The organism is Pseudomonas sp. TMW22090, assembly GCF_022496665.1.
Taxonomy (GTDB): domain Bacteria; phylum Pseudomonadota; class Gammaproteobacteria; order Pseudomonadales; family Pseudomonadaceae; genus Aquipseudomonas; species Aquipseudomonas gregormendelii.
Genome location: NZ_SCFH01000001.1, coordinates 416,468 through 443,292, shown reverse-complemented (window position 1 = coordinate 443,292; position 26,825 = coordinate 416,468). Strand labels below are relative to the sequence as shown.

At 61.5% G+C, this 26,825-nt stretch carries 25 protein-coding genes; 20 read left to right on the top strand and 5 right to left on the bottom strand.

Annotation, left to right across the window (positions count from 1 at the left end):
- Window positions 1-2: 2 nt before the first annotated feature.
- From EQV97_RS02105 to EQV97_RS02080, 6 genes are all read left to right on the top strand, one after another.
- Entirely contained in the window at window positions 3-713 is a 711-nt protein-coding gene (locus EQV97_RS02105; RefSeq protein WP_122840647.1) for a histidine phosphatase family protein, read from the top strand.
- 64 nt (window positions 714-777) lie between these two features.
- A complete protein-coding gene (locus tag EQV97_RS02100) occupies window positions 778-1,092 on the top strand; it encodes an SCP2 sterol-binding domain-containing protein (RefSeq protein WP_008154977.1) in 315 nt (104 codons plus the stop codon).
- A gap of 302 nt (window positions 1,093-1,394) precedes the next feature.
- The gene (locus tag EQV97_RS02095; protein WP_240888668.1) at window positions 1,395-3,242 is read left to right on the top strand and encodes an amidohydrolase; all 1,848 of its coding nucleotides are present in this window, start codon (window positions 1,395-1,397) and stop codon (window positions 3,240-3,242) included.
- 100 nt (window positions 3,243-3,342) lie between these two features.
- Window positions 3,343-4,206 carry a LysR family transcriptional regulator gene (locus EQV97_RS02090; RefSeq protein WP_240888286.1) on the top strand — a complete coding sequence of 288 codons (864 nt, stop codon included), beginning with the start codon at window positions 3,343-3,345 and terminating at the stop codon, window positions 4,204-4,206.
- A gap of 105 nt (window positions 4,207-4,311) precedes the next feature.
- Window positions 4,312-5,457 carry an SRPBCC family protein gene (locus EQV97_RS02085; RefSeq protein WP_122840697.1) on the top strand — a complete coding sequence of 382 codons (1,146 nt, stop codon included), beginning with the start codon at window positions 4,312-4,314 and terminating at the stop codon, window positions 5,455-5,457.
- A complete protein-coding gene (locus EQV97_RS02080) occupies window positions 5,454-6,542 on the top strand; it encodes an SMP-30/gluconolactonase/LRE family protein (protein WP_240888285.1) in 1,089 nt (362 codons plus the stop codon). Before EQV97_RS02085 ends, EQV97_RS02080 begins: the two co-directional genes overlap by 4 nt.
- Before the next feature lie 50 nt (window positions 6,543-6,592).
- Here the strand turns inward: EQV97_RS02080 and EQV97_RS02075 are convergent, their stop codons facing one another.
- Complete coding sequence (locus EQV97_RS02075) at window positions 6,593-6,832, bottom strand: DUF465 domain-containing protein (RefSeq protein WP_045057592.1); 240 nt, start codon at window positions 6,830-6,832, stop codon at window positions 6,593-6,595.
- Between the two features lie 206 nt (window positions 6,833-7,038).
- On the opposite strand from EQV97_RS02075, the gene EQV97_RS02070 reads away from it, so the two are divergent.
- The gene (locus EQV97_RS02070) at window positions 7,039-7,560 is read left to right on the top strand and encodes a DUF4142 domain-containing protein (protein WP_240888284.1); all 522 of its coding nucleotides are present in this window, start codon (window positions 7,039-7,041) and stop codon (window positions 7,558-7,560) included.
- Between the two features lie 61 nt (window positions 7,561-7,621).
- Here the strand turns inward: EQV97_RS02070 and EQV97_RS02065 are convergent, their stop codons facing one another.
- Entirely contained in the window at window positions 7,622-7,879 is a 258-nt protein-coding gene (locus EQV97_RS02065) for a hypothetical protein (protein ID WP_122840651.1), read from the bottom strand.
- A 213-nt stretch (window positions 7,880-8,092) separates the two neighbouring features.
- Here EQV97_RS02065 and EQV97_RS02060 point away from each other — a divergent pair, with 213 nt between their 5' ends.
- The 6 genes from EQV97_RS02060 to EQV97_RS02035 are packed head-to-tail and all read left to right on the top strand — an operon-like array spanning window position 8,093 to window position 13,517.
- Window positions 8,093-8,944, top strand: a complete 852-nt coding sequence (locus EQV97_RS02060) for an STAS domain-containing protein (RefSeq protein WP_045057595.1) — start codon at window positions 8,093-8,095, stop codon at window positions 8,942-8,944.
- 4 nt (window positions 8,945-8,948) lie between these two features.
- Entirely contained in the window at window positions 8,949-9,311 is a 363-nt protein-coding gene (locus EQV97_RS02055) for an STAS domain-containing protein (RefSeq protein WP_240888283.1), read from the top strand.
- On the top strand, window positions 9,308-9,712 hold the full coding sequence (locus EQV97_RS02050; protein WP_045057597.1) for an anti-sigma regulatory factor: 405 nt from the start codon (window positions 9,308-9,310) through the stop codon (window positions 9,710-9,712). The genes EQV97_RS02055 and EQV97_RS02050 overlap by 4 nt, the downstream gene beginning before the upstream one ends.
- Window positions 9,709-10,719: an ATP-binding protein gene (locus EQV97_RS02045; RefSeq protein WP_240888667.1), complete on the top strand. Its 1,011-nt coding sequence runs from the start codon at window positions 9,709-9,711 to the stop codon at window positions 10,717-10,719. Before EQV97_RS02050 ends, EQV97_RS02045 begins: the two co-directional genes overlap by 4 nt.
- Complete coding sequence (locus EQV97_RS02040; RefSeq protein ID WP_122840653.1) at window positions 10,712-11,584, top strand: ATP-binding protein; 873 nt, start codon at window positions 10,712-10,714, stop codon at window positions 11,582-11,584. The genes EQV97_RS02045 and EQV97_RS02040 overlap by 8 nt, the downstream gene beginning before the upstream one ends.
- Window positions 11,574-13,517 (top strand): response regulator, encoded by a 1,944-nt coding sequence (locus EQV97_RS02035; protein WP_122840654.1) that lies wholly within the window; start codon window positions 11,574-11,576, stop codon window positions 13,515-13,517. The genes EQV97_RS02040 and EQV97_RS02035 overlap by 11 nt, the downstream gene beginning before the upstream one ends.
- Window positions 13,518-13,572: 55 nt before the next feature.
- On the opposite strand, the gene EQV97_RS02030 is transcribed toward EQV97_RS02035, so the two are convergent.
- The 3 genes from EQV97_RS02030 to EQV97_RS02020 all read right to left on the bottom strand — a co-directional run bounded on the left by EQV97_RS02030 (window position 13,573) and on the right by EQV97_RS02020 (window position 19,291).
- A complete protein-coding gene (locus tag EQV97_RS02030) occupies window positions 13,573-16,194 on the bottom strand; it encodes an excinuclease ABC subunit UvrA (protein WP_240888282.1) in 2,622 nt (873 codons plus the stop codon).
- Window positions 16,195-16,278: 84 nt separating this feature from the next.
- Entirely contained in the window at window positions 16,279-18,390 is a 2,112-nt protein-coding gene (locus EQV97_RS02025; RefSeq protein ID WP_240888281.1) for an ATP-binding protein, read from the bottom strand.
- A gap of 211 nt (window positions 18,391-18,601) precedes the next feature.
- Window positions 18,602-19,291: a GntR family transcriptional regulator gene (locus EQV97_RS02020; protein WP_122840657.1), complete on the bottom strand. Its 690-nt coding sequence runs from the start codon at window positions 19,289-19,291 to the stop codon at window positions 18,602-18,604.
- A 140-nt stretch (window positions 19,292-19,431) separates the two neighbouring features.
- Between EQV97_RS02020 and EQV97_RS02015 the strand changes: the two genes are divergently transcribed.
- The 7 genes from EQV97_RS02015 to EQV97_RS01985 all read left to right on the top strand — a co-directional run bounded on the left by EQV97_RS02015 (window position 19,432) and on the right by EQV97_RS01985 (window position 26,789).
- A complete protein-coding gene (locus EQV97_RS02015) occupies window positions 19,432-20,517 on the top strand; it encodes an ABC transporter ATP-binding protein (protein WP_122840658.1) in 1,086 nt (361 codons plus the stop codon).
- A gap of 1 nt (window position 20,518) precedes the next feature.
- Entirely contained in the window at window positions 20,519-21,436 is a 918-nt protein-coding gene (locus EQV97_RS02010; protein ID WP_240888280.1) for an ABC transporter permease, read from the top strand.
- A complete protein-coding gene (locus EQV97_RS02005; RefSeq protein WP_240888279.1) occupies window positions 21,433-22,221 on the top strand; it encodes an ABC transporter permease in 789 nt (262 codons plus the stop codon). Before EQV97_RS02010 ends, EQV97_RS02005 begins: the two co-directional genes overlap by 4 nt.
- A 17-nt stretch (window positions 22,222-22,238) precedes the next feature.
- Window positions 22,239-23,291 carry an extracellular solute-binding protein gene (locus tag EQV97_RS02000; protein WP_122840661.1) on the top strand — a complete coding sequence of 351 codons (1,053 nt, stop codon included), beginning with the start codon at window positions 22,239-22,241 and terminating at the stop codon, window positions 23,289-23,291.
- A 141-nt stretch (window positions 23,292-23,432) separates the two neighbouring features.
- A complete protein-coding gene (locus EQV97_RS01995; protein WP_240888278.1) occupies window positions 23,433-24,623 on the top strand; it encodes an amidohydrolase family protein in 1,191 nt (396 codons plus the stop codon).
- A complete protein-coding gene (locus tag EQV97_RS01990) occupies window positions 24,620-26,119 on the top strand; it encodes an amidohydrolase family protein (RefSeq protein WP_240888277.1) in 1,500 nt (499 codons plus the stop codon). The genes EQV97_RS01995 and EQV97_RS01990 overlap by 4 nt, the downstream gene beginning before the upstream one ends.
- A gap of 10 nt (window positions 26,120-26,129) precedes the next feature.
- On the top strand, window positions 26,130-26,789 hold the full coding sequence (locus EQV97_RS01985; protein WP_122840663.1) for a flavin reductase family protein: 660 nt from the start codon (window positions 26,130-26,132) through the stop codon (window positions 26,787-26,789).
- Window positions 26,790-26,825: the final 36 nt, after the last annotated feature.

Here is a 26,825-nt window from a genome sequence, read left to right as displayed (position 1 = left end):
ACGTGGGCAGCATCTATCTGATTCGACATGGCCAAGCCTCTTTTGGTGCAGACGATTACGACGTCCTGTCGCCGACCGGCGTGCGCCAGGCGCAAATCCTCGGCCAGCACCTGGCCGAACTGGGTATCAGCTTCGATCGCTGCCTGGCAGGCGACCTGCGCCGGCAACAGGATACCGCCACCGGCGCCCTCGACCAGTTCGCCGCCTTCGGGCTGCCCGTGCCCATCCTGGAAACCGATGCAGCGTTCAACGAATTCGACGCCGATGCGGTCATCCGCGCATTGCTGCCTGAAATGCTGCCGCAAGAACCCCAAGCCCTGCACATCCTGCGCAACGCCGCGCAGAACCGCGGCGAGTTCCAGCGCATCTTCGCGCTGATCATCGAGCGCTGGCTCGCCGGCACCTATGACACGCCGGGCCTGGAAAGCTGGCTGGGATTTGTCGAGCGCGTCCGGGCCGGCCTGCACCGCCTCCTCGAAAGCGCCGACAACACCCAGAAAATCGCCGTGTTCACCTCCGGCGGGACCATCACTGCGCTGCTCCACCTGATCACCCAAATGCCTGCCCGGCAGGCTTTTGAACTGAACTGGCAAATCGTCAACACCTCGCTCAACCACTTGAAGTTTCGTGGGCGCGAGGTGGCACTGGCTTCCTTCAACAGCCATGCGCACCTGCAACTGCTGAAGGCCCCGGAACTCATCACATTTCGCTGAGTCCGGACTATTGTGACCCTGGCTGTAATCACCCAGCTCTAATTACCCAAGAAAGGATCAAACCATGACCTCCGTAGCTGACGCCGTACAAGCAATGAAAGCCAAGTTCAACCCAGCCGCTGCTGCCGGTCTGGACCTGGTCTTCGGTTTCCGCATCGACGACACCAAGAACTTCTCGCTGATCGTCAAGGACAGCACCTGCGAGCTGCAGGAAGGTGAAAACCCGGACGCCCAGGTGACCCTGGTGATGGACGGCGAAACCCTGGAAGGCATCGTCAGCGGCGAAACCGACGGCATGCAAGCGTTCATGGGCGGCAAATTGCGCGCTGAAGGCGACATGATGCTGGCGATGAAACTGTCCGAGCTGTTCCCGGCCTAAGCGACGGGCCCCGAACTTCGGGGCCGCGCCGGCTGCAAACAAATCCCGCCCTCCGTGGCGGGATTTGTCGTTTTTCGCCCCGGTGAAAGGCCGTGCGTGGATTTGCCGGCTATATTCCTTCTGGCCGCCGCGTCAGAACCTGGCTGCCAACGCTAACTTGCGATGAACCCAGTCCTGTGGAGAGCACTGCCATGAGCCCACCTGACGACCACGATGGATTTAACCGCCGCCGTGTACTGCAAGGCCTTTCGGCAGGCGCCGTCGGTGCCTGGATCAGCCCGCTGTTTGCAGGGAGTAAAACCATGCCAGACGCCCCCGCCGACCTCATCTTGTACAATGGACGCCTGCACACAGTCGATCGCAAGAAGCCCCAGGCCAGTGCCGTGGCGATCAAGGACGGGCGTTTCGTGGTGGTTGGCAGCGATGCTCAGGCCATGGCGTTACAAGGTCCCGGTACGCAAATCGTCGACCTGCACGGACGCACCGTCATCCCCGGCCTGAATGACTCGCACCTGCACCTGATTCGCGGCGGTTTGAACTACAACCTCGAACTGCGCTGGGAAGGCGTCCCGTCCCTGGTCGATGCCTTGCGCATGCTCAAGGACCAGGCAGATCGCACGCCAACGCCACAATGGGTACGTGTGGTCGGTGGCTGGAATGAGTTCCAGTTCGCCGAGAAACGCCTGCCCAGCATTGACGAACTGAACAAGGCCGCCCCGGACACCCCGGTGTTTGTCCTGCACCTCTACGACCGCGCCCTTCTCAACCGCGCAGCGTTGAAGGTCGTCGGATACACCCGCACCACGCCCAACCCTCCCGGTGGCGAGATCCAGCGCGACGCCAATGGCGATCCCACCGGAATGTTGATTGCTCGACCCAACGCGATGATCCTCTACTCGACCCTGGCGAAGGGGCCCAAGCTCCCGCTGGAATACCAGGTCAACTCGACCCGCCAGTTCATGCGCGAACTTAACCGCCTGGGCGTTACCAGCGCCATCGATGCCGGTGGCGGCTACCAGAATTATCCTGATGATTACCAGGTCATCCAGCAGCTGGCTCGGGAAAAGCAACTCACGGTCCGCATTGCCTACAACCTGTTCACCCAGAAGCCGAAGGAAGAGCTTGCCGATTTCAAGAACTGGACGAGCAGCTCTCGCTACGGCCAGGGCGATGACTTTCTACGGCACAACGGCGCTGGCGAGATGCTGGTGTTTTCCGCAGCCGACTTCGAGGACTTCCTCGAGCCTCGTCCCGACCTGCCGCAAACCATGGAACAGGAACTTGAACCAGTGGTTCGGCACCTGGTGGAACAACGCTGGCCGTTCCGCCTGCACGCCACCTACAACGAATCCATCAGCCGCATGCTCGATGTGTTCGAGAAGGTCAATCGCGATATCCCTTTCGACGGGCTGCCCTGGTTTTTCGATCATGCCGAAACCATTACCCCGCAGAATATCGAACGGGTCAAAGCGCTCGGCGGCGGTATCGCGATTCAGGATCGCATGGCGTTCCAGGGTGAGTATTTTGTCGAACGCTACGGCGCCAAGGCCGCCGAACACACGCCTCCCATCGCGCGCATGCTCGCCGAAGGCCTGCCCGTCGGGGCTGGAACTGATGCCACGCGGGTGTCGAGCTATAACCCCTGGACGTCGCTCTACTGGCTGGTCAGCGGTCGCACCGTCGGAGGTCTGGAGCTGTATCCCCAGGGCCTGAGCCGCGACACCGCGCTGGAACTGTTCACCCATGGCAGCGCCTGGTTTTCTTCCGAACAAGGCAAGAAAGGCCAGATAAAGGCGGGGCAACTGGCGGACCTTATCGCCCTTTCAGCCGACTATTTCCACATCGAAGACGAGGCGGTCAAATGGATCGAGTCGGTATTGACGATTGTCGATGGCAAAATCGTCTACGGCACTGCCGAGTTCGGCAAGCTCGGCCCGCCGCCAGTGCCCGTGGTGCCTGAATGGTCCCCGGTGGTCACAGTGCCCGGCCACTGGAAACCCCTGGCGCCGCTAACCGCACAGGTTCATCAATGTGTGGGCGCCTGCGCGGTGCACGCCCACAGCCATGAGCGGGCGCGGCTGTCCTCGGCTCCGGTGAGTGATTTCCAGGGCTTCTGGGGAGCGTTCGGGTGTTCGTGTTTTGCATTCTAAGCGACGTTCCAGGCCCCCGTGCATGTGCGGCGTGCACGGGGGGCGCCTGGCTTGAGAACACAGTTGCTACAATGCCTGCACCTCCCGCACCGGCCGCCCCATGGACATCGACCTCGCCCGCACCTTCCTCGAAATTGTTCGTCACGGCAGCCTCGCCGCCGCAGCGCAGAAGCTGCATGTTACCCAGACCGCCATCACTGCACGGGTACAAAAACTCGAAAGCCAGCTCGGCAGCACGCTGTTTGTGCGCAATCGCGCCGGCGCCCGCCTGACGCCCAACGGCGAGGCCTTTGTGGTGTACGCCAACCAGCTGGTGCAGACCTGGGAAGCGGCGCGCCGGGATTTGCCGCTGCCCGAGGGTTATCACAATGTCCTGCATATTGGTGGCGAAGTCAGCCTGTGTAACCCGCTGATGCTCGGCTGGGCCGGCGAACTGCGGAATAAGATTCCCGGCCATGCGCTGCGCATGGAAGTTGGCGATGGCGAACATTTGTTGCGCCAGCTGGAGCTCGGGCTACTGGACGCGGCCCTGGTGTTTCACCCCGAGTACTGGCCGCGCCTGCAAGTTGAGCAGGTACTGGAAGAAAAACTCATCCTGGTGCGCTTGGTGGCCAAACCCGAGCCCTACGTCTATATCGACTGGGGTCCGGACTTCCGCCGCCAGCACGACGCGGCGCTGCCAGAAAATGCCCGGGCGGCGCTGAGCTTCAACCTCGGCCCGCTCGGCCTGCAATACATTCTCGAACACGGTGGCAGCGGCTATTTCCGCACTCGAGTGGTCCAGAGCTACCTGGAGAGTGGCGTCATGGAAATAGTGCCCAAGGCCCCGGAGTTCAACTACCCGACCTATCTGGTCTACTCCCGCGACCGCGATTCGGCGACGCTGCAACAGGCATTCGATCTGCTACGCGAAGTCATCAAGCGCGATGGTGACTGGTCACAGCGCTGGGACCCGCTGATCTGAGCACGCGCTGCACCGGAGCATGGCATTTGTGCCATCGAGATCAATCCGGCCAGACGCCTGGAATCGGCTAATCTGCTGGGGTGACCATCATCCGGGGTGAATGCAGTGAGGCAGACCACCGATCTATTCCGCAGCCGCTACCGCGCTGCCGTGCATCCGCGTTACAACCCCTGGCTGCACGGCGTTTTTGTACTGGTATTCGGACTGCTGGCCTGTGGCGCATTCTGGAGCACTGTGCAACAGGTCCAGCCAGGGGAATGGCTGGCCGTGCCGCTGACCCTGCTGCTGTTCAACGCCGGCGTCTACCTGGTGCACCGTCACCTCGGGCACCACAAAAAAAGCTTTGCCCGAATGTTCTACGCCCGTCACGCCGGCGATCACCACAGTTTTTTCACCCCCGGGCACATGACCTATGACAGCGCCCGGGACTGGCGGGTGATCCTGTTTCCGGCGTGGCTGATTGTGCTGCACACCCTGGTGATTACCTTGCCCCTGTGGTGGCTGCTGTCGCTGATCAATACCAACGTTGCCGGTTTGTTCGGTGGCTGCCTGGTGCTTGGTTACCTCACCTATGAAGTGTTCCATGCCTGCGAACACTTGCCGCCGAGCAACCGTCTGACCCGGCTGCCGTGGATCCGCCAGATGCGTCGCCTGCACGAATTGCATCACCGCCGCGAGCTGATGCAGGAACGCAATTTCAACATTGTCTTTCCCTTGATGGATTACCTGTTCGGCACCCTCTACTGGGAACCGGAACACCTCACCACGCCCCCGACGAGTAGGCCCATGACCCGCATGCAGCATCAAGTCGACATCGCCGCAAACCCGATTGAGGTGCTCGCCTACGCCAGCGCCGCAACCCGCTGGCCGGAGTGGCACCCGTCGTCCCTGACAGTCGACGGACAGGCCGGCCCGCTGCATGCAGGGTCACGCTTCGAAGAAGACATTCGCGCCGGAGGCCGTGAAGGTCACCTGAGCTGGGTGGTCGAGGAATACTTGCCGGGACGGCGCTGGATTGCCCGCGCCCAGGGCGATAACGGCCTGTCGCTGCTGCTGACCTATGAGTGCGCGGCCCAGGGCAATGGCACACGGTTTATCCGCACCCTGGACTATCAGTTCGAGAGCCTGGCGATGCGCCTGGCCAATCATCTTCTGCTCAAGCGCCGCATTGACCGCGAGTCTGCGCAATCCATGCTGGCCTTGCGCACAATGGCGCAACAGCACCTGGCCCCCACGGGAGCGACTGCGTGAGTCGATCCATAAGGTTTCGTCATGTCGTATTGCTGATGCTGGTGGTTATTGCGGCGTTCCTCTTGCTGATGCCCACCAAGGTGCAACCGGTGGCCTGGAACCCGCCACCGGCGCCTTCGCTCACCAGTGGGGTCTACGCAGACAATCAGCGCCTCAAAGACGTTGAGCCCGTGGGTGCCGGCCACCTGGAAGGCCCGGAGGCCTTGCTGCTCGAAGACAGTGCGCTGATCACCGGGCTGCACGACGGTCGGTTGATCCGTACCAGCCTCGACGGCAAGTTCACCCAGGTCCTGGCAGACACTGGAGGCCGGCCATTGGGCCTGGCGCGACATCCCAACGGCTTGCTGGTGATTGCCGACGGGGTCAAGGGATTGTTATCCCTGGATGCCCAGGCCCGCCTGATTCCATTGTCCACAGAGGCCAAGGGTGTGCCCTTGGGTTTTACCGACGACGTGGCCATCGACAAATCCGGGCACTATGCCTATTTCAGCGACGCTTCCAGCCGGTTCGGTTATGGCAGCGATGGCGATGCCATCATCGAGCATGGCGGCGACGGGCGCTTGCTGCGCTACGACTTCCAGACCGGCAAGACCGCCGTGCTGCTGGACAAGCTGGAGTTCGCCAACGGCGTAGCACTGGGCCCGGACGAGAGCTTTGTGCTGGTCAACGAAACGGGCGCCTACCGCATCAGCCGCTACTGGTTGAGCGGTCCGAAAGCGGGCACTCATGATGTGTTTATCGACAACCTGCCAGGTATGCCCGACAACCTGTCGTTCAACGGCGAAAACCGTTTCTGGGTGGCGCTCTACGCCCCGCGTAACGCCCTGCTGGATGCCACGGCGCCGCACCCCTTCGTGCGAAAAATGATTGCCCGGGCCATGAGCGTGCTGCCAAAGCCAGTAGAAAAGCGCGGGTTTGCTCTGGGTCTGGATGTGCAAGGACAGGTGATCGCCAATCTGCAGGACGGGAGTCGCGACAATTATTCGCCGATCACCACCGTGCGCGAATATGGCGAGTGGTTGTATTTTGGTTCGCTGAAGGCCGATCACATGGTGCGGTTGCCTTTGGCGAAGGCGCTCCAATAATCGGACCTTGCAGGAGCCGGCCAGTTGCAGGCTCCTGCATGTCAGGGTCGCTACCTGGCCTGGAGTTGCTGGACGATCTTGTCCTTGACCTGCAAGCGCTTCTCCTTGAGCTTCTTCAACGCATCATCGCTGGGCGCATCCGACTGGGCGGTCTCTGCCTTCACCACCTCCGCATCGGCTTGGGAATACTTGTTGATCAGTGAATCCAGTAATGGATCCTTGGTGCGTTTTTGCTGGATCTCTTCCTTTGACAGTTTCAGGTCCTGATACAGATCGTGGGTCACCGGCATGGAACACCTCCGTTTGTTGATCGGCGGTGAACGCGATCAATTGCGCTCACCAAGTACCAGAATGGCCTCGGTTGGCGGGTCCTGTCGATACCGGGAGTGTCCGTTCGTCGTGCTGGCGCAAACACGATCAAACCTTTGGCCATTCATCCGGCTCCATTTATTAACGATCAACGGATCGCTTATAAAAACTGTGTGGAGAATGATCAATGGACGGATTCACCTTGCGTAACCTCGCCCTGGCCGTAGCCTTGAGCAGCGGTATGGGCACAGCGTTTGCCGCCACTTCCAATGACTTCGTCGACAATGCCGCCGCCGGGGGGATCGCCGAAATCGAGACCAGCCGACTGGCCCTGGAAAAGAGCTCATCGGCTGATGTCAAGGCGTTTGCCAACATGATGATCACTGATCATTCCAAAGCCAACGATGAACTTGCAGCGCTGGCGCGCAAGAACGACATCGAAGTGCCGGACACCACGACCCTGGTGAAGCAAGCCAAGGAAAAGATTCTGGAAGTGCGCGATGAGTCCTTCGACGCCGCCTACGCCAACAATCAGGTGAAGGCCCACGAGGAAACCATCGAGTTGTTCAAGAAAGAAGCCAATACCGTGACCGACGACAAGGTCAAAGGCGCCACGGAGCTCAAGGCGTTCGCGCAAAAGATGCTGCCAGCCCTGGAAAAACACTTGGCAGAAGCGAAAAACCTGCAAGCTGCGCATCCAGACAAGTAAGGCGCTCCAACAAAAAGGCCGCATCAATCGATGCGGCCTTTTTTATGTGGCCACAACGCGCCTAGCCGCCATCGGTATCAATATCGCCATCGGTGTTATCACCAGGTTTGGCCCGATCCGGTTCAGGCTTGAAGCCCGGGCTGAATTCATTGTCGTTGTCGTCGTGCTGATTCTTCTGATCCACCGCCGAGTCGGCGCTGTCCGGCTCGCTGGTCTGCTGCTGCGAAGCAGAGTTGTCACCGGGGGTCTGCGGGTCAATCGCCGGATCGTTGCGGTCCACCGCTTGATTCTGTTGCTGCGTCATCGAGTCGTCTTTCATAGGTACCTCATTCATCAGTACAGGGCAGGCTGAGACACTCGCCTTATAGCTTCGAATCTGCGCCTCGAACAACGTTCCATCCATGATCACCTACGCTGTGTGAGATGATAAATAACTGCGCAGCACGACAACTATTTCGAACGGCAAATGTCATTGCTTTGCGCCGATCCAAAACTCGCGTAATCGGCCAATAATTTCAAGGAGTTCAGGCACATGGCAGCACTGCAGACCAGCACACTCGATGCAATGAAAATCAACCAGAATCAACTGCTGGCTGATTGGGCGCAGCGCCTGGAAGCCAACGGTGCCTCGCGCAACGTCAAGGAACAGGACCTCAAGCAACAGACTGCGCAATTTCTACAACTGATCGTCGCCGGCCTGGAACAAGGCAATGGTCAGAACGTTACGGCCCCAGGCTGGGACGAGATTCGCCAGTTCCTCGAGAAGCTGTCCCACAGCCGTGCCCTCCTCGGCCAGGACTCCCATCAGACCGCCAGTTTCATCTTCTCGCTCAAGGGTCCGATGTTTGCGATGCTGCAAAATCATTATCAGGACAACCCTGCACTGCTGGCCGAACAACTGTGGGAAGTCTCCGAGCTGCTCGACGCTCTGGGCATGCACACTATCCGCACCTTCCAGAAATCCCGCGAAGCCGTCATCAAGCGCCAGCAGGAAGAACTGCTGGAACTGTCGACGCCGGTGGTCAAACTCTGGGATGGCGTACTTGCCCTGCCCATGATCGGCACCCTGGACTCCCAACGTACCCAGGTCGTCATGGAGTCGCTGCTCCAGCGCATCGTCGACACTGGCTCGGAAATCGCGATCATCGACATCACCGGCGTGCCGACGGTCGACACCCTGGTCGCCCAGCACCTGCTCAAGACCGTCACCGCGATTCGCCTGATGGGCGCCGATTGCATCATCAGTGGCGTACGCCCGCAGATTGCCCAGACCATTGTGCACCTGGGCCTGGACCTGCAAGGCGTAGTCACCAAGGCCAACCTGGCCGACGCGCTGAAACTGGCCCTGACCCGCCTGGGGTTGACTGTCAGCAAGGCAGGTTGAGCCGATGGAACGCATTCCAATTCTGCAAATGGGCGACTTCCTGCTGGTGACCATCCAGGTCGACATGCATGACCAGTTGGCCCTGACGCTCCAGGATGACCTGTCCGAGCGCATCAGCCGCACCTCCGCTCGCGGGGTGTTGATAGACATTTCGGCGCTGGACATGGTCGACTCGTTCATCGGGCGCATGATCGGCACCATCTCCGGGCTGTCGCGCATCATGGACGCCCAGACCGTGCTGGTCGGCATGCAGCCGGCTGTGGCGATCACCCTGGTGGAGCTCGGCATGACCCTGCCAGGGGTGAGCACGGCGCTCAACGTCGAACGCGGGATGAAACTGCTGCAGGATCGAGTACGTGAGCAATGAACGTGCGCAGCAGTGGCAGCCAGCCCATTCAAATCGAACAGGACGTGGTCCTCGCGCGCCAGACTGCGCGCAAGCTGGCCACTGAATGCGGCATGCGGTTGATCGACCTGACCAAGATGGTGACCGCCGTCAGCGAGCTGGCGCGCAACACTATGGTGTATGGCGGTGGTGGCGACATGGATTGGCAAATCCTCGATGAAAACGCCCGCACCGGGCTGCGCCTGGTGTTCCGCGACGAGGGGCCGGGCATACCCGACATCAAGCTGGCGATGACCGACGGCTGGACGTCCGGGGGTGGCCTGGGCCTTGGCCTGACCGGCGCCAAACGCCTGGTGGAAGAATTCGAACTCGATACCGCGCCTGGCAAGGGTACTCGCATAACGATCACACGATGGGTATGAACATCAGCGGTTCGATGACGCAAGTACTCCCCATCGAAGACACCAGCCAGATCGGTCACGCCCGCCGTACCGCGCAGCAACTCGCCGAGCAGCACGGCTTCGACGCCACGGATGCCGGGCGCGTGGCACTGGTCGCCACCGAACTTGCCAGCAATATTCTCAAACATGCCGCCAGCGGTGAGTTGCACCTGCGTGTGCTGCCTCGGGCAGCCGGTGCCGGGATTGAAATGCTCGCTATCGACCGGGCCAACGGATTTGACCTGGAGGCCTGCCTGGCCGACGGTTTTTCTACCGGTGGTACCCAGGGCATCGGCCTGGGCGCGGTGTCGCGCCAGACCCAGGTCTTTGATGTGTATGCCGACGCCCGGGGCGCTGTGCTGCTGGCCCGGCTGTACCCACGCAACGACAAGGCTGCGGACCAGCGGTTCGGCGTCAGCCAGCATTCCCTGCGCAACGACCCCGCCTGTGGTGATGTCTGGCACCTGGCCTTTGACGGCTCGCGTATCAGTGCCCTGGTGATCGATGGCCTGGGCCATGGCGAGGACGCCGAACGCGCCGCACGTGCGGGTGAACAGACGTTCGCCTTGGCGCCGTTCACCACGCCGGTGATGCTGCTCGAAGACATCCACCGCGACATGATCGGCACCCGCGGCGGCGCCCTGGCGATTGCACAGTTCGACGGCGACGCCGATGCACTGAAATTCGTCGGCATCGGCAACATCGGTGCCTGTCTGATCGCCCCCGGAAAATCACGCGGCCTGGCGTCCCACCCCGGCATCGTCGGTGGGCAATATCGAAAGGCGCAACCCTTTGACTATGCTCAAGTGAACGGACAACTATTGATCATGTACAGCGACGGCCTGCAGTCCCGTTGGAACCTGCAAGATTACCCCGGCCTGGTACACCGCCATCCCGCCGTGATTGCCGCCATTTTGCACCGCGATTTTTGCCGCGCAAGCGACGACGTCACGGTCGTGGTCATTGAGCTGGAGGCCCATCATGGCTGATGCACCCATCAATCACGACGAGCAAGCGGCATTGGTCGCGCAGTTGCAGGCCGAGGCCAACGCCCTGCGTGAGGAGCTGGACGAGACCAACCAGGGCGTCCTGGCGCTGTATGCCGAACTGGATACCCAGGCCGACCAGTTGCGCCAGGCATCGGACCTCAAGAGCCGCTTCCTGTCGTACATGAGTCATGAGTTCCGCACACCACTGGGTTCGATCCTGAGCATCACCGGCCTGTTGACCGATGAACTCGACGGCCCATTGAGCGCCGAGCAGCACAAGCAGGTGGCGTTTGTCAGCAACGCCGCGCGCGAACTCAGCGACATGGTCGACGACCTGCTGGACCTGGCGAAGATCGAAGCCGGACGCATCAATATCTCCCCTGCCTGGTTCGACATGTTCGACCTGTTCGCCGCGTTGCGCGGCATGTTTCGCCCGATTGTCGATGCCAGCGCCGTGGACCTGATTTTCGAAGAGCCGGTGGGCCTGCCGAAGCTGTTTACCGACGACAAGAAGCTGGCGCAGATCCTGCGCAACTTCATTTCCAACTCGTTGAAATTCACCACCCGCGGCGAAGTCCGGGTCTCGGCACGGCTGCACGACGCGGCTCACGTACGTTTTGCCGTCAGCGACACCGGAATAGGTATCGCCCCGGAGCTACATGGCGCATTGTTCGAGGACTTTTCCCAGGTCGACTCACCGCTGCAGAAGCGCCTTCGCGGCACCGGACTCGGGCTGTCCCTGTGCAAACGCTTTGCTCAGTTACTGGGTGGCGAAGTCGGCCTGGAGAGCAAGCCGGGCCTGGGCTCGACCTTTTTCGTGATCATCCCGCTGGCAATTGCCATGGAGCCCGTCGATGAAACGTGACATCCGCCTGCTGGTCGTCGATGACAACGTCGCCACGCGCTACGCCTTGCGCCGTCGCCTGGAAAGCCACGGCTATGAGGTGTTGGAGGCCGGCACCGGTGGCGAGGGCCTCGAACTGATCGCCAGTGTCGCCCTCGACGCGCTGATTCTCGACGTGAACCTGCCGGACATGAGCGGTTTCGACATCGTGCGCAAGCTGCGCTGCGACCCCGCCACCGCCCTGCTGCCGGTGATTCACGTGTCGGCGGCGTCGATCCAGACTGGCGATATCATCACCGGCCTGGACGCTGGCGCGGATGCCTACCTGATTCACCCGGTGGACCCAGATGTGCTGCTGGCGACCCTGCGCACCTTGCTGCGGGTGCGTGAAACGGAAAATGCGCTGCGCGAGAGCGAGGCGCGTTTTCGGGAAATATTTGTCAATGTGTCTGCGCCCATCGCGGTGCTGGACGCGCAGCTCAAGGTGCACGAATGCAATCACGCGTTCACGCAGCTGATGCAGGACAACCTCGACCCGGATGCCCTGCGCGAGTGTTTTGCCCCGGACCAGGGCGCGGTCATTGACGAACTGCGCCTGCGCCTGGCCTATGGCGAGCGCTGGAAAGGCACGCTGAATATGCGCGTGCACGGCGAAGTCCGCGAGACCGAATGGCAGCTCTCACCCTACCGCACACCTGAACTGAGCCTGGTGTTCGTCGAGGACGTCACCGAGCACCGTCATCGTGAGCGCTCGCATCTGGCGCGCCTGGATGACGCCACTACCCAGCTGGCCAACGAAGTCGCGCAACGGGCGCGCACCGAGGCGCAGCTGCTGCAGGTGCAGAAGATGGACGCGCTGGGCAAGCTCACCGGCGGTATCGCTCATGACTTCAACAACCTGCTGACCGGCATCATCACCAGCCTTGAACTGATCCAGAAGCGCATCGCCGCGTCACGCACCGACAAGGTCCAGTTGTATACCGAAGCCGCCTTGAGCTCTGCCATGAGTGCCGCCTCCCTCACTCATCGCCTGCTGGCTTTTGCCCGCCAGCAGCCACTGGACACCCGGCCGGTGGACATCAACGCCCAGGTGCGTTCGCTGGAAGAATTACTGATGCGCACTATCGGCGAGCGCATCGCCTTGAAACTTGAGCTGACGTCCAAAGCGGCGATCGCCCTGGTCGACCCGGTCCAGCTGGAAAGTGCCGTTCTCAACCTGGTGATCAACGCGCGCGATGCGCTGCCCCAGGGCGGTAATATCTGGGTCAGTACCTATGCCGCCTTCTCCCACGGTGATCCCAACCTGGCGGACGGTGCTTATGTCGCCCTGGCCGTGCGCGATGACGGTACTGGCATCGATCACAGCGTCATCGACAAGGTCTTCGATCCGTTTTTCACCACCAAACCGCTGGGCCAGGGCACCGGCCTCGGGCTGTCGACCATCTACGGCTTCGCCCGCCAGTCCGGCGGCGACGCGCACATCCGTAGCGTGGCGCGACGCGGTACCGAAGTCACGATCATGCTGCCCGCTACTTCCGACCCGACCTCCAGCGAGGCCCCCCCACTCACGGCAGATGCTCAGGGCGATGGCGAGCACGTGCTGATCGTCGAGGACATGCCGTCAGTGCGCATGTTCGTCGCTGAGGTGCTGATGGACGCCGGTTACCGCTGCACCCAGGTCGGCGACATTGAAAGCGCACTCGAGCGGTTGCAGAACGACCCGTCGATCGACCTGCTGCTGACCGACGTCGGCCTGCCGCGCATGACCGGCCGCGAGCTGGCGGACGTAGCCCGAGGCTGGCGCGCGCAGTTGCCGATCCTGTTCATGACCGGCTATGCGGAAAACGCGATCAACCGCCAGGTGTTTCTCGGCGACGGCATGGAAATGCTGGTCAAGCCATTCCAGATCAACGAGCTACTGGACAAGGTGCGACGTACGATTGATAGGGTTTGATCTACCGTTTGTGGGAGTAGGACCGGTGGGAGCAATGCTCATTCCGGTCCTGCTTCTACAGGTTGAGCGTCCTGGCCAAAAACGGTGCAGTCTTGCTCTTCCTGCTTTTGGCAACTTTCAGCGGCGTTCCCGCCACCACAATTTTACCGCCCTGATCCCCTGCCCCAGGCCCGATATCAATCACCCAGTCACTCTGCGCTACCACGCGCATCTCGTGCTCGACCACTATGACCGTATGCCCCGCCGACACCAGGGTGTTGAGCTGTTCCATCAGCCGATCGACATCCCGGGGGTGCAACCCGGTGGTCGGTTCGTCGAGCACGTACAGGGTGGCGCCGCGCTGGTTGCGTTGCAGTTCAGTGGCCAGTTTGATGCGCTGGGCTTCGCCGCCCGACAGCTCGGTGGCGGGCTGGCCGAGGCGCAAATACCCCAGGCCAATGTCACGCAACACCTCCAGTGAACGGCGGATGCCAGCCTGCTCGGCAAACACCGTCACCGCTTCATCCACGGTCAGCTGCAGCACCTGGGCGATGTTCAAGCCTTGCCAGGTGATAGCCAGAGTCTGGGGGTTGTAGCGCGCACCATGGCAGGTTGGGCATGGCGCATACACGCTGGGCATGAACAGCAACTCGACGCTGACAAAACCTTCGCCTTCACAGGTCGGGCAGCGGCCCTTGGCGACATTAAAAGAGAACTGCCCGGCATCGTAGCCTTGCGCCCGCGCCTGATCAGTGGCGGCATACAGCTTGCGCACGCTGTCGAACAGGCCCGTATAGGTCGCCAGGTTCGAGCGCGGCGTACGGCCAATCGGTTTCTGGTCGACCTGCACCAGGCGCTTGATCGACTCCAGTCCCGCAGTCACCTGACCACCACTGACCTGGGGCGCATCGTCCTCCAGGCTCGGCTCCTCGGCATCACTCTCAGCCACCGGGCGTCCCAAGTGCGCGCCCACCAGTTCCAGCAACGCCTGGCTGACCAGGCTCGATTTCCCCGACCCCGAAACACCGGTAACCGAAGTGAAACAGCCCAGTGGAAACTCCACACTGAGGTTGTCCAGGTTGTTGCGGGTGATCCCCTCCAGTCGCAGCCAGTCGGCTGGCTTGCGGCAGGTGCGCGCCTGGCTCGCTGCCTCGGCGAACAGGTAGTCGCGGGTTTGCGATTCCTTGACCTGCTCCAGGCCGGCCGGTGGCCCGCTGTACAAGATCCGCCCGCCATGTTCACCGGCCGCCGGGCCGACGTCGATCAGCCAATCGGCACGGCGCATGGTTTCCAGGTCGTGCTCGACCACAAACAAGGTATTGCCGCAGGCCTTCAGCCGTTGCAAGGCATCGAACAGCGCCTCGCCGTCCGCCGGGTGCAGGCCCGCCGAGGGTTCGTCGAGCACGTAGATCACGCCGAACAGTTGCGAACCCAACTGGGTCGCCAGGCGCAGGCGTTGCAACTCGCCGGAGGACAGGGTCGGCGTGCTGCGCTCCAGTGCCAGGTAGCCCAGGCCCAGGTCGGTCAGGGTGCTGACCCGTTCCAGCAGATCCTGAGCGATACGCTGCGCCGCCAGACGCTTTTCCACCGACAGGTTGGGCGTATGCCGCACATCCGGCGCATTGGCATGCGCACTGGCCCCGTGGGCGACGCGCTGGGCCCGGGCTTCCAGGGTTTGGCTTGGCGTGAAGACGTCACCCGCTTCCTCGGCCTGGTCCAGATAGGTCTGCGCCGCCACCGGTTTCAGCACCTCGGCAAACTGCAGCAAGGGCATCTGCGACAACTCGCCGATGTCATAACCGGCGAACTTCACCGACAACGCTTCGCGCTTGAGGCGTTTGCCGTCGCACACCGGGCATGGATTGCCGAGCATGAACTGCGCAACCCGCTTTTTCATCAGCGCGCTTTGGGAATGGGTGAAGGTGTGCAGGATGTAGCGTCGGGCGCCGGTAAACGTGCCCTGGTAACTTGGCTCCATCTTGCGCTTGAGGGCGACCCTGGTTTCCTCGGGCGTGAGCCCGGCGTACACAGGTACAGTCGGGGTTTCCTCGGTGAAGAGGATCCAGTCACGCTGTTTTTTCGGCAGCTCGCGCCAGGGCGTGTCGACGTCATACCCGAGCGTGACCAGGATGTCGCGCAGGTTTTGTCCCTGCCAGGCCATCGGCCAGGAAGCGACTGCGCGTTGGCGGATAGTCAGACTCGGGTCCGGAACCATTAGTGCTTCGGTGACTTCATAGACCCGCCCCAGGCCATGACATTCCGGGCAGGCGCCCTGTGGTGTGTTCGGCGAGAAATCCTCGGCATACAGCATCGGTTGCCCGGGCGGGTAGCTGCCGGCCCGGGAATAGAGCATGCGGATCAGGCTCGACAAGGTGGTCACGCTGCCCACCGACGAGCGCGTGCTCGGCGTGCCGCGCTGTTGCTGCAACGCCACGGCCGGCGGCAGGCCATCGATGGAGTCGACGTCAGGCACACCCACCTGATCGATCAGGCGCCTGGCATAGGGCGCCACAGATTCGAAATAACGCCGTTGCGCTTCGGCATAGAGCGTGGAAAACGCCAGGGATGACTTACCCGAGCCGGAGACTCCGGTGAATACCACCAGGGCATTGCGGGGGATATCGACATTCACATTCTTGAGATTGTGTTCCCGGGCACCGCGCACCCTGACCATGCCGGAGGTTGGATCGGAATTCATAGGCTGCCTTGATTGAATTGAGGATGCTTAATCTCAGGTTTACCAGCTCCTACGTTGGTTCCTTGCAAATCCCGATAATTCACTTCAACCGCTCAGGACATTACGGACCATGCGCGTCAGCGCTTCCGGCCCATAAGGCTTGCTCAACAGATGGGTATCGGGACTGAGCTGGTGATTGCGCGAAATGATGTCGCGGGTATGCCCCGACGTGAACAGCACCGCAACCGGCGGTTTCTGCACCTTGGCCCAGGCGGCCAGGTCCGAGCTCTTGATCAGCCCGGGCATGACCACGTCAGTGAAAATCAGATCCACCGCTACGCCTTCCAGCAACATCTGCATGGCGATGTCCCCGTTGGCAGCGATCAGCACCTTGTAACCCTCCTCGTGCAGCAGCTCCACGGCCGCGGCGCGCACCGCCTCGTTATCCTCCACCACCAGGACAGTTTCGTGGCCGCCTGGATGCTGCGCGTCATGCACCGCTGATTCAACAGACAGCCCGCGCAGGCACCGCGGAAAATAAAGCTCGACCCGAGTGCCCTGGCCTTCAAAGCTGGACATCTCGATATGCCCGCCGCTTTGCTTGACGAAGCCGAACACCATGCTCAGGCCCAACCCGGTGCCCTGGCCATCCGCCTTGGTAGTGAAAAAGGGTTCAAACGCCTGCGCCAGCACCTGGGGGGGCATGCCAACACCCGTGTCAACTACCGCAACCCGCACATAATCGCCGGCGACAATGCCCTTGCCGGCACAGAACTGGCGGTCCAGTGCAACATTTTCGGCGCTGAGTATCACCGTGCCCTCGCCCCGCATGGCGTCCCGGGCATTGATTGCCAGGTTGAGGATGGCGTTTTCCAACTGATTACGGTCAACGTTGAGATGCCAGGACTCTTGCGGGACCCGCACATCGATCTGCAAGGTTTCGCCCAGCGCTCGCTGCAACAACTCGGCCAGGCCTTCGAAGATTTGCCGTGGGTCATAGACCGCCGGGGACAAAGGCTGGCGCCGGGCAAACGCGAGCAGTTGCGAGGACAGCTTGGCCCCGCGCTCGACCGCTGCAATCGAGGCCTTGACCCGACGTTGCACATTGGCGTTGTCCGGCTCATGCCGCGCCAGCAGGTGCAGGTTGCCGGCGATCACCTGCAGCAGGTTATTGAAGTCGTGAGCTACGCCACCCGTGAGGCCACCGATGGCTTCGAGCTTCTGCGACTGACGCAGTTGCTCCTCGGCCTGCAGCCGCGCGCCGACCTCTTCAGCGACACGTTGTTCCAGATTGCGGGTGAACTTGAGCAGTGATTCTTCAGCCGTCTTGCGCACATGAATGTCGATCAGCACTCCGGGGAAGCGCAACGGTTCGCCCCTTTCGTCGAACTCGCAAGCGCCGCTGGCCAGCACCCACAGATGGCTGCCGTCGGGCCGCAGCACGCGGTATTCGGCGTTAAAGGGTTCACCGGTCTTCTGCGCCTGCTTAACCTGCTCACGGACCCAGCCCACGTCCTCGGGGTGAATCCGCGATTCAGCGACGGCACTGGGCAGGTTGGACAGGTCGTAGCCTGGCGGAAAGGAGAATGTGCGGGCGAATCGTTCGTCGCCGGAAAGAATGTCAGCCTTGAGGTCCCAGACGAAGGAGCCCAGCAAGGCCCCGGCATTCAGTGCCAGGCGGACCCGCTCGTTATCGGCGCGATAGGCATCTTCAGCCGCCCGGCGCCGGCGCTCGGAAATGACATGGTCGGTGGTATCCACCACCATCGCCATGACGCCTGCGGGCCGACCCTCGTCATTGGCCACCGGGCTGTAATAGAGATCGAGCCAGACGTCTTCGGGGACCCCGTTGCGTAACAGCACCAGTTCCTTGTTCTGATAGGACAAGGTGCCCCCGCCCAGGCACGTGTCCACCACATGCCGGTTGAATTCGGCGACTTCCGGCCAACCCAGTTCCACCGGAGAGCCCAGCAGGTAAGGATGGCGGCCGCCAGCGAATTCCGAGTAGGCGTCGTTGTAGATCATGTACCCGGCCCGGCCCCAGAGCATGACCATTGGCAAGGGCGACGCAAGCATCAACTGCACAGTGCTGCACAGGCTTTTCTGCCAACTCTGGACAGGCCCAAGCTCGGTCAGGCTCCAGTCGAATGCACGAATGCGTCCGGCCATCTCACCGTTCCAGCCGGCACACCCGTGGCTTGCGTCTAGAAACTGCATCGACTGACTCTTTAGTCCCTGAAATGACACCTGTCTGCTTCGAGCACACGCGGCGCCAATGGTTTCATTGCCTACAAGCACATCGTAGCGATCTGAAGCACGCGCAGGCGCTGTCGAGAGAAACGAGGCTGCGATCCTTTGATCCTGGCGCTAGCAAAACAAGATCAAAAGATCGCTGCCTGCGGTAGCTCCTGCCTGAATTTCCAGATCATCACACTTCAATCAGGTGCTTAAGCGGATGGTAGCCAGTTTTCAGCGTGGCGGCGACGTCAAGGATGGCCTTTTCGATGCCGTTCAGATGCATGCAGGTCAATTCGATCGCCGCGCTCTGGTTTCCCGCCTCGATGTACTCAATCAGCCGCAGGTGTTCGTCATCGCGGCAGGCCTCGTGGCTGTCGTCGTCCAGCGCCGCCGCGTAGAGCGAGGCCCGGGATATCAGCTTCTGGAACCAGTCGAGCAGCACGGGGTTGTTCAGGCTGCGCGCCAGCTTGATGTGGAACTCCCCAAGCAGATGAATCAGCCGCTCGTGGTCGCCGTTGCGGTGCGCTTCGTCCTCCAGCAGCAGGTGCTCGCGCAGGTCCTGGGCGACTGCCGAATCGCGCCGGCGACACAGTTCACTGACGATGCCGATCTCGATCAGGCGGCGGGTTTCAAACAGCGAACGGATCTCTTCATCACTGGGCAAAGACACCGATGCACCTTTATTGGGCTCGGTCGTCACCAGCCCGTCGGCTTCCAACTGCTTGAGCGCCGCGCGCACCGACGTGCGGCTCACATTAAAAAGCTCGGCCAGTGACGCCTCGCCAAGCTTCATCCCCGGACGTAACGAACGCTTGCTGATCGCTTCGTAAACCCCTTGGTAGACGCGGTCCACGGTTGTCTCGGGTTTCTTTTCGCTCATCTGAATACTCCTTTGTGCCGGACAACCGCCCCCTGGCAATGAATGGCCAACGAAAAAAGGGGGTTGCACCCGCAGATTAATCCGGTTATTTGTAGATTGCATCCAGATATTGCATACAATAATTAGAGGATCGCACCATTATGGGTCAGCCAAACGCTATCGAAGTGCGTAACGTTTCCAAGCGGTATTCCGACGATCCCGGGTTGGCCCCAGCCCTGGACAACGTGTCGGTCGACATCGCCGACAACGAATTCTTTACCTTGCTCGGCCCTTCCGGCTGCGGCAAAACCACCCTGCTGCGCACCATCGCCGGTTTTGAGCATGTCAGCGATGGCCAGATCCGCCTTGGGGGTGAACCGGTCAATGACCTGCCGCCCTTCAAGCGCCGGGTCAACACGGTGTTTCAGAGCTACGCGCTGTTTCCACACATGACTGTCGCGCAGAATATCGCCTTCGGCCTCGAGATGCAGGGTCTTGATCGCAAACAGACGGCCCGGCGGGTGGAGGAAATGCTTGCGCTGGTGCAGATGCAGCACCTGTCCTTGCGCAAACCCGCCGAATTGTCCGGCGGGCAACAGCAGCGCGTGGCGCTGGCCCGGGCGCTGGCCCCCAAGCCCAAGGTGCTATTGCTGGACGAGCCGCTGTCGGCCCTGGACCTCAAGTTGCGCAAGGAAATGCAGGTTGAACTCAAGCGAGTGCAGAAAGAAGCCGGCATTACCTTTATTTTCGTCACCCACGACCAGGAAGAAGCCCTGACCCTGTCCGATCGCATCGCCGTGATGTCGGCGGGCAAGATCCTGCAGATCGGCAGCCCAAACGACATCTACGAACGCCCGCAACACCAGTTCGTCGCCCAGTTCATCGGCGACATCAATTTCCTTCCCGGCCACCTCAAGCGCGGCCAGCACAACGAAAACCTCTTCGTTCCGAACGGCATGCCGGTGGAAATCCCGTGCCAGGATCACGGCCTGGACAGTGCCAACGTACAGCTGGCATTTCGTCCGGAACGTTCACAACTAGTCGACCCCACGCAACCGCACCACCTGCGGGGCGTGATCGAGGCCGTCCTGTACGTGGGCACCGCCACGCTTTATCAGTGCCGGCTGAACAATGAAGTCAAAGTCATGTTGCGTGAGAACAACGAAGGCCTGAACCGTGGCCGGGCCGTAGGTGACCGGGTCGCCGTCAACCTGCCGCCCCACGCCTGCCTGTTGATGGAGGCCTGAGATGAGCGTCAGCAGTTCTTCCCCCGCCTTGAGCCGTGCGCTGTTGCTCAGCCCGGTGGTCCTTACCTTGCTCGCCCTGATCGCCATTCCCCTGGGCATCATGGGCTACATCAGCCTCCTGCCGCGCAACGTCTACGGCGGAGTCGACTGGCAGGCCGACTGGCAATTGCAAAGCTATGTGCAGCTGTTTTTCCAGGAAGGTTTCGACGGTGAACTGGAGCTCAACTGGGTGTACGCCCAGGCACTGTTGCGCTCGGTATTCCAGGCCGCAGGCACCACGCTGCTGTGTTTCCTGTTCGGCTTCCCGGTGGCGCTGTGGATGTCCAGCCTGACCCCGGGCCGGCGCAACCTCATGGTGCTGCTGATCACCATCCCGTTCTGGACCAACCTGCTGATCCGCAACTATGCCTGGCTGATCATCCTGCGCGAACACGGCTGGGTCGCGCAAAGTCTCAATGCGCTGTTCCCCCAGGCCGGTGGCATCACCCTGCTGTACAACGACTTCGCGGTCAGCGTAGGGCTGGTCTACAGCTTCCTGCCCTTCATGATCCTGCCGATCTACTCGACCCTGGAGAAACTTGACTGGCGCCTGGTAGAAGCCGCCTACGACCTCGGCGCCAATCGCTGGCACGCGCTGAAGCGAATCATCCTGCCGCTCTCTATGCCGGGGGTGATCGCCGGCGCGCTGCTGGTGTTCGTGCCGAGCCTGGGCGCCTTCATCACCCCGGCGATTCTCGGCGGGGGCAAGACGCTGATGATCGGCAACCTGATCCAGCAACAGTTCGGCACCGCGCGCAACTGGCCGCTGGGCAGCTCTTTATCGTTCCTGTTACTGGGGATTCTGCTGCTGTCCCTGGTGCTGTACGCCCTCTACAGCCGCAATGCGGCCAAGACCCTGCGTCGGGGAGCCCCCCTATGATCGCCCTGCACCTGAAAAAACTGCCGCTGACCCGCGAGGTCAGCCTGCTAATCCTGGCCTATCTGTACCTGCCGATCCTGGTGTTGATCGCCTACAGCTTCAATGCCAACCGCTCGGCGACGGTCTGGACCGAGTTTTCCTTCGCGTGGTACGGGCGGATCCTGGCGAACCCGTCGATCCAGACCGCCGCGTTGAACTCGATCATCGTCGCCAGCATCGCCACGGCGTGCGCCACGGCTATCGCCCTGCTTGCCGCGCTGGCGACCTACCGACCCTTCTATGGACAGAAGATGGTCGAGGGCGGGATCAACCTGCCGTTGATCCTGCCGGAGATCGTTACTGCGGTCGCCACGCTGCTGCTGTTCATGGCCCTGGGCATCAAGCTGGGGTTGCTCACCGTGATCGTCGCGCACATCGGTTTCTGCATTCCCTTCGCTTACCTGCCGATCCGTGCCCGCCTCAATGACCTGGACAAGAGCCTGCTGGAAGCGGCCAACGACCTGTACGCCAACCCATGGCAGGTGTTTCGCCGGGTCACCCTGCCGCTGCTGTGGCCGGCGGTGCTGTCGGGTTCGGTGCTGGCCTTTGTCGTCAGCCTGGACGATTTCATCATGACCTTCTTCGTTGCCGGCCCGGGATCCACAACCCTGCCGGTCTACATCTTCTCCGCAATCAAGGCCGGCGTGACGCCGGAGATCAATGCGATTTCGACCCTGATGCTGGTGATTTCCATCGTGCTGGTGGTCCTGGCCTTCTGGCTGGGACAGCGCGGCAAAAACCAATGAGCCTGGAGTGTTCTGTCATGAAAATGAAAACCCTGCGGTATGGCGTCGCCGGTCTGGCACTCAGTTGCCTGACGGTTTTTACTGCGCAAGCCGCCGAGCCCAAGGAGCTGTTCTTCTACAACTGGACCGATTACTACCCGGTCGACCTGCTGGCCAAATTCGAGAAAGAAACCGGCATCAAGGTCACCATGGACGGCTACGACAGCAACGAGACCCTGCTCGCCAAATTGCAGGCCGGGGGCGCTGCCTACGATGTGATCGTACCTTCGCAGTCGATCATGCAAACCCTGATCAAGCAGGATTTGCTGCTGCAGATCGACGCCGCTGCCCTGCCCAATTTCCAGTACGTGAAACCGGCCTTTCGCGACCCGACGTTCGACCCTGGCCGCAAGTTCTCTGCGCCTTACCTGTGGGGGACCACCGGTTTCTCTTATGACAGCGCCCGGGTGCCCGGTGGCAAGCTGGACGATTCGTGGAAAGAGTTTTTCGAGCCGCGCAAGGAACTGCAAGGGCAACTGGCCGCCCTCGACACTTCCAGCAGCGTGATCAACGCCGCCAGCCATTACCTGAATGTCGACGAGTGCAGCGAAAACCCCCAGGACGCCAAGCGCATCCTGGAACTGCTGCAAAAGCAAAAGCCGTTCCTGAAGATGTACAGCTCCGACAACACCGTCGACCGCATGGCCTCGGGTGAAGTGATCATGATGCAGAACTGGAACGGCTCGACCGCCCGCGCCACGCTGCAGAAAAACACCATCAAGTACGTCTACCCGCGCGAAGGCCTGGCGATGTTCCAGGACAATTTCGCCGTGCCGAAAAGCGCGCCACATCCCGGTAACGCAAAGATTTTCATCGACTGGATGATGAAGCCGGAAAACGCAGCGGCGGTATCGAATGCCATTGCCTATGCCAACGGAATCCAGAGCGACAAGCTGCTGGAGGCCAAATGGAAGGTCATGGACGCTATCAACATGCCAGACGAGTTCGCCTCGCGCCTGCGCCCGGAGAAAGAGTGCAGCAACAAGGCGCGGGAGCTGCAGGACCGGATTTGGGCGAAGCTCAAGGGTTGAATTGCCTGGCTTTAAACCGAGTCGCGGCCATCGCGAGCAGGCTCGCTCCCACAGGGGGCCTGGCCCCCCACGGATCCCTTGTGGGAGTGACCTTGCTCGCTATGGAGCCAACTCTGACCTCACAAGATCCGGAGATACGTAATGATCCAATGGCTACGCAACGTGCGCCCCTACGGCGCCCCCGCTGAAGACCTGCTGATCGAAGACGGCCTGCTCAAGCAACGCCGCCCGGCAACAAACGCAGCGCTCAGCGCCACCGACATCGACGGCGGTCATCAACTGCTCACCCCGGCCCTGGTGGAAAGCCATGTGCATCTCGATAAAACCCTCTGGGGCCAGCCCTGGCGCCCGAACAGCGCCGGGCCGACTCTGAAGGACTACATTGCCAACGAGCGAAACGTCCTGCGTGAAGTCGACTCGCCCATCGCCCACCGGGCTGGCGCACTTCTGGAAAACTGCATCGCACGCGGCTCGCTGACCATGCGCTGTCACGTCGACATCGACCCTGAGTTCGGCCTGCGCCATGTCGAAGCCATGCAGCAACTGCGCGAGCGCTACCGCGACCTCATCGACCTGCAACTGGTGGTGTTCCCGCAAACCGGCCTGATCAGCCGCCCCGGCACTGCCGACCTGATGCGCGAAGCCATGACCCTGGGCGTGGAAAACGTCGGCGGCCTGGACCCCTGTGGCATCGACAATGATCCCGTCGCCCAGCTCGACTTCGTGTTCAAGCTCGCCAGCGAATTCGACCGTGGGGTGGACATCCACCTGCATGACAAAGGCGAACTGGGCTTGTGGCAGATCGCCCTGATTGCCGACTACACCGAGCGTTTCGCACGCCAGGGACAGGTAATGATCAGTCATGCCTACTGCCTTGGCATGTTGCCCTGGAACCAGGTCAAACCCGTGGCCGAGCGTCTGGCTGCCCTCGGTATTTCGCTGATGAGTTCGGCGCCAGCGGACTGCGCAGTGCCACCGTTCCTCGCGTTACGCCAGGTCGGGGTCAACATGTGCCTGGGTTCCGACGGCATCCGCGATGCCTGGTCGCCCATGGGCAACGGCGACATGCTGGAACGGGCGATGCTTCTCGCCTTTCGTTTCGACCTGAACAAGGACGATGAACTGACCGCCGCGTTCGATGCCGCGACCGTCAATGGCGCCCGCGCGTTAGGCATCGAACACTACGGCTTGGAGCTCGGCCGCCCGGCGGACTTCCTGTTGATGCCGGTACAGACCCTGGGCGAAGCAGTGGTCGCGCGGCCATTGCGCCAGGTTTATCGCCAGGGCCAGTTGATTGCCTGCGATGGACGATTGCTGGACAGTCGCCTGTGAGTCGCCGGGCAACCATCATCGGCCTCAAAGCGGCTTGTGTGGTCGGCTTCGACGGCAGGCAACACGTGTTATGGCGCGACGGCGAGGTGGTGTTCGAAGGCTCGCGCATTCTGTTTGTCGGGCGTGGCTACGTGGGCCCGGTGGAACAATGGATCGACTACGGTACCGCGCTGATCAGCCCGGGGCTCATCGACCTGGATGCCCTCGGCGACCTGGATTCCACGGTGTTGACCCTGGACAACGGCGACGAACGCGAGATGGGCCGCATGTGGTCCGAGCAATACCTGACGCGAGGCCCACGGGAGAGTTTCAGTCCAGAGGAGGAGGTATTCAAATATCGCTACGCCTTCACTCAACTGATCCGCAATGGCATCACTACGGCAATGCCGATCACCTCGATGTACTACCGCGAGTGGGCCGAAACCTACGACGAGTTTGCCGCCGTCGCCCAGGTTGCCGGCGAACTGGGCCTGCGGACCTACCTCGGCCCTTGCTACATGAGTGGCATGAGCTACTGGCGTGCAAACGCAACCCTGGGGCATCACTTTGATGAGGCCAGGGGGTTGGCCGGGCTGGCAGCGGCTGAACGATTTTTCCAGGATTTCGACGGTGCCCACGGCGGGCTGATTCGCGGCGCGTTGCTGCCGGACCGCATCCAGACCTGTACGCAAGGGTTACTGCAACGCACCGCTGCTTTAAGCCGCGAACTTGCAGCGCCAGTGCGCCTGCACTGCTGCCAGGGGCTTGGCGAGGTCGCGATGGTCGAGCAACTGCACGGTTGTTCACCGCTGGGCTGGCTGGAAAAACTGAACCTGCTCACCCCGCGCAGCCTCCTGCCACACGGCATCTACACCTCAGGCGATGAGGACCTGCAGCGCGTGGTGAATGGCGGGGCCAGCCTGGTCCATTGTCCGGTGGTGTTTGCCCGTGATGGCGAGGCGCTTGACTCGTTCGGACGCTATCGCGCCCTGGGCATTAACTTCGCCTTGGGCACCGATACCTGGCCAGCGGACCTGCTGGAGAACATGCGCCAGGGCTTGAACATCGCCCGATTGATGGAGGGCGGCAATTCGCTGACCAGCACCCTGGACCTTTACAACGCCGCCACCCTCGGTGGCGCCAAGGCACTGGGGCGAGACGACCTGGGCCGCCTGGCTCCAGGGGCCAAGGCCGACATCAGCGTATTCAACCTGCGCGGCCTGCACCTGGGCCCGCTGTTCGACCCATTGAAAAACCTGGTGCTGGCCGGACGTGGAGACGATTGCATCGCCAGCTATATCGATGGTCGCTGCGTGATGCGGGACGGCCAGGTGCAAGGCATCGACTACCCCGCCCTGCAACGCCAGGCCCAGCGACAATTCGAAAAACTGATGCGCAGCCATGCCGACCGGGCCACAGGCCAACCCGACTGGAAGACCCTGTTCAAACCGGCCATTGCGTTCGCCGACGACTACAGCGCAAGCGCGCCTTTAAGCGCTATCGACCCCTTACTTTAGAGTACTGCCCATGCACAGCTTCGACTTCAGCACGATGAGCCCTCGGGACAAATACAAGATACTGATCGGCAGTGTGGTGCCCCGCCCGATTGCCCTGGTCACCACGATCGATGGCGAGGGCCGCATCAACGCCGCGCCCTTCAGCTTTTTCAACGCATTGTCCGCCGACCCGCCGATCCTTGCCCTGGGTGTTGAAAATTATGGCGACCAGAGCCCGAAGGACACCACGCGCAACATCCAGTTGAATCAGGAATTCACCGTCAATATCGTCAGCGATGCCCTGGTGGAAGCCATGAACGTCTGCGCCGTCCCCTTCGCCCCTGGCTTCGATGAATTGACCGCTGCCGGCCTTACGGCTATCCCCGGCACCCTGGTCAAATGCCCTCGCATCGGCGAAGCGCCAGTGGCTCTGGAATGCCGGCGGATGATGGCGCTGTCGATCGGGCAGTCGCGGGAAATCATCTTTGGCGAAGTATTGATGGCCCATGTCCGTGATGAACTGATCGACCCGAAAACCCTGTACATCGATCAACTCGGCCTGGATGCCATCGGCCGTATGGGCGGCCACGGGTATGCGCGCACCCGGGACTATTTCGACTTGCCGACGCGATCGCTGCAGGCCTGGACGCAAGCGCCGGGCGGCGGCGAGCGGGTCTGGCCTGAAGTGTAGGAGCTGTCGAGTGCAACGAGGCTGCGATCTCTTGAT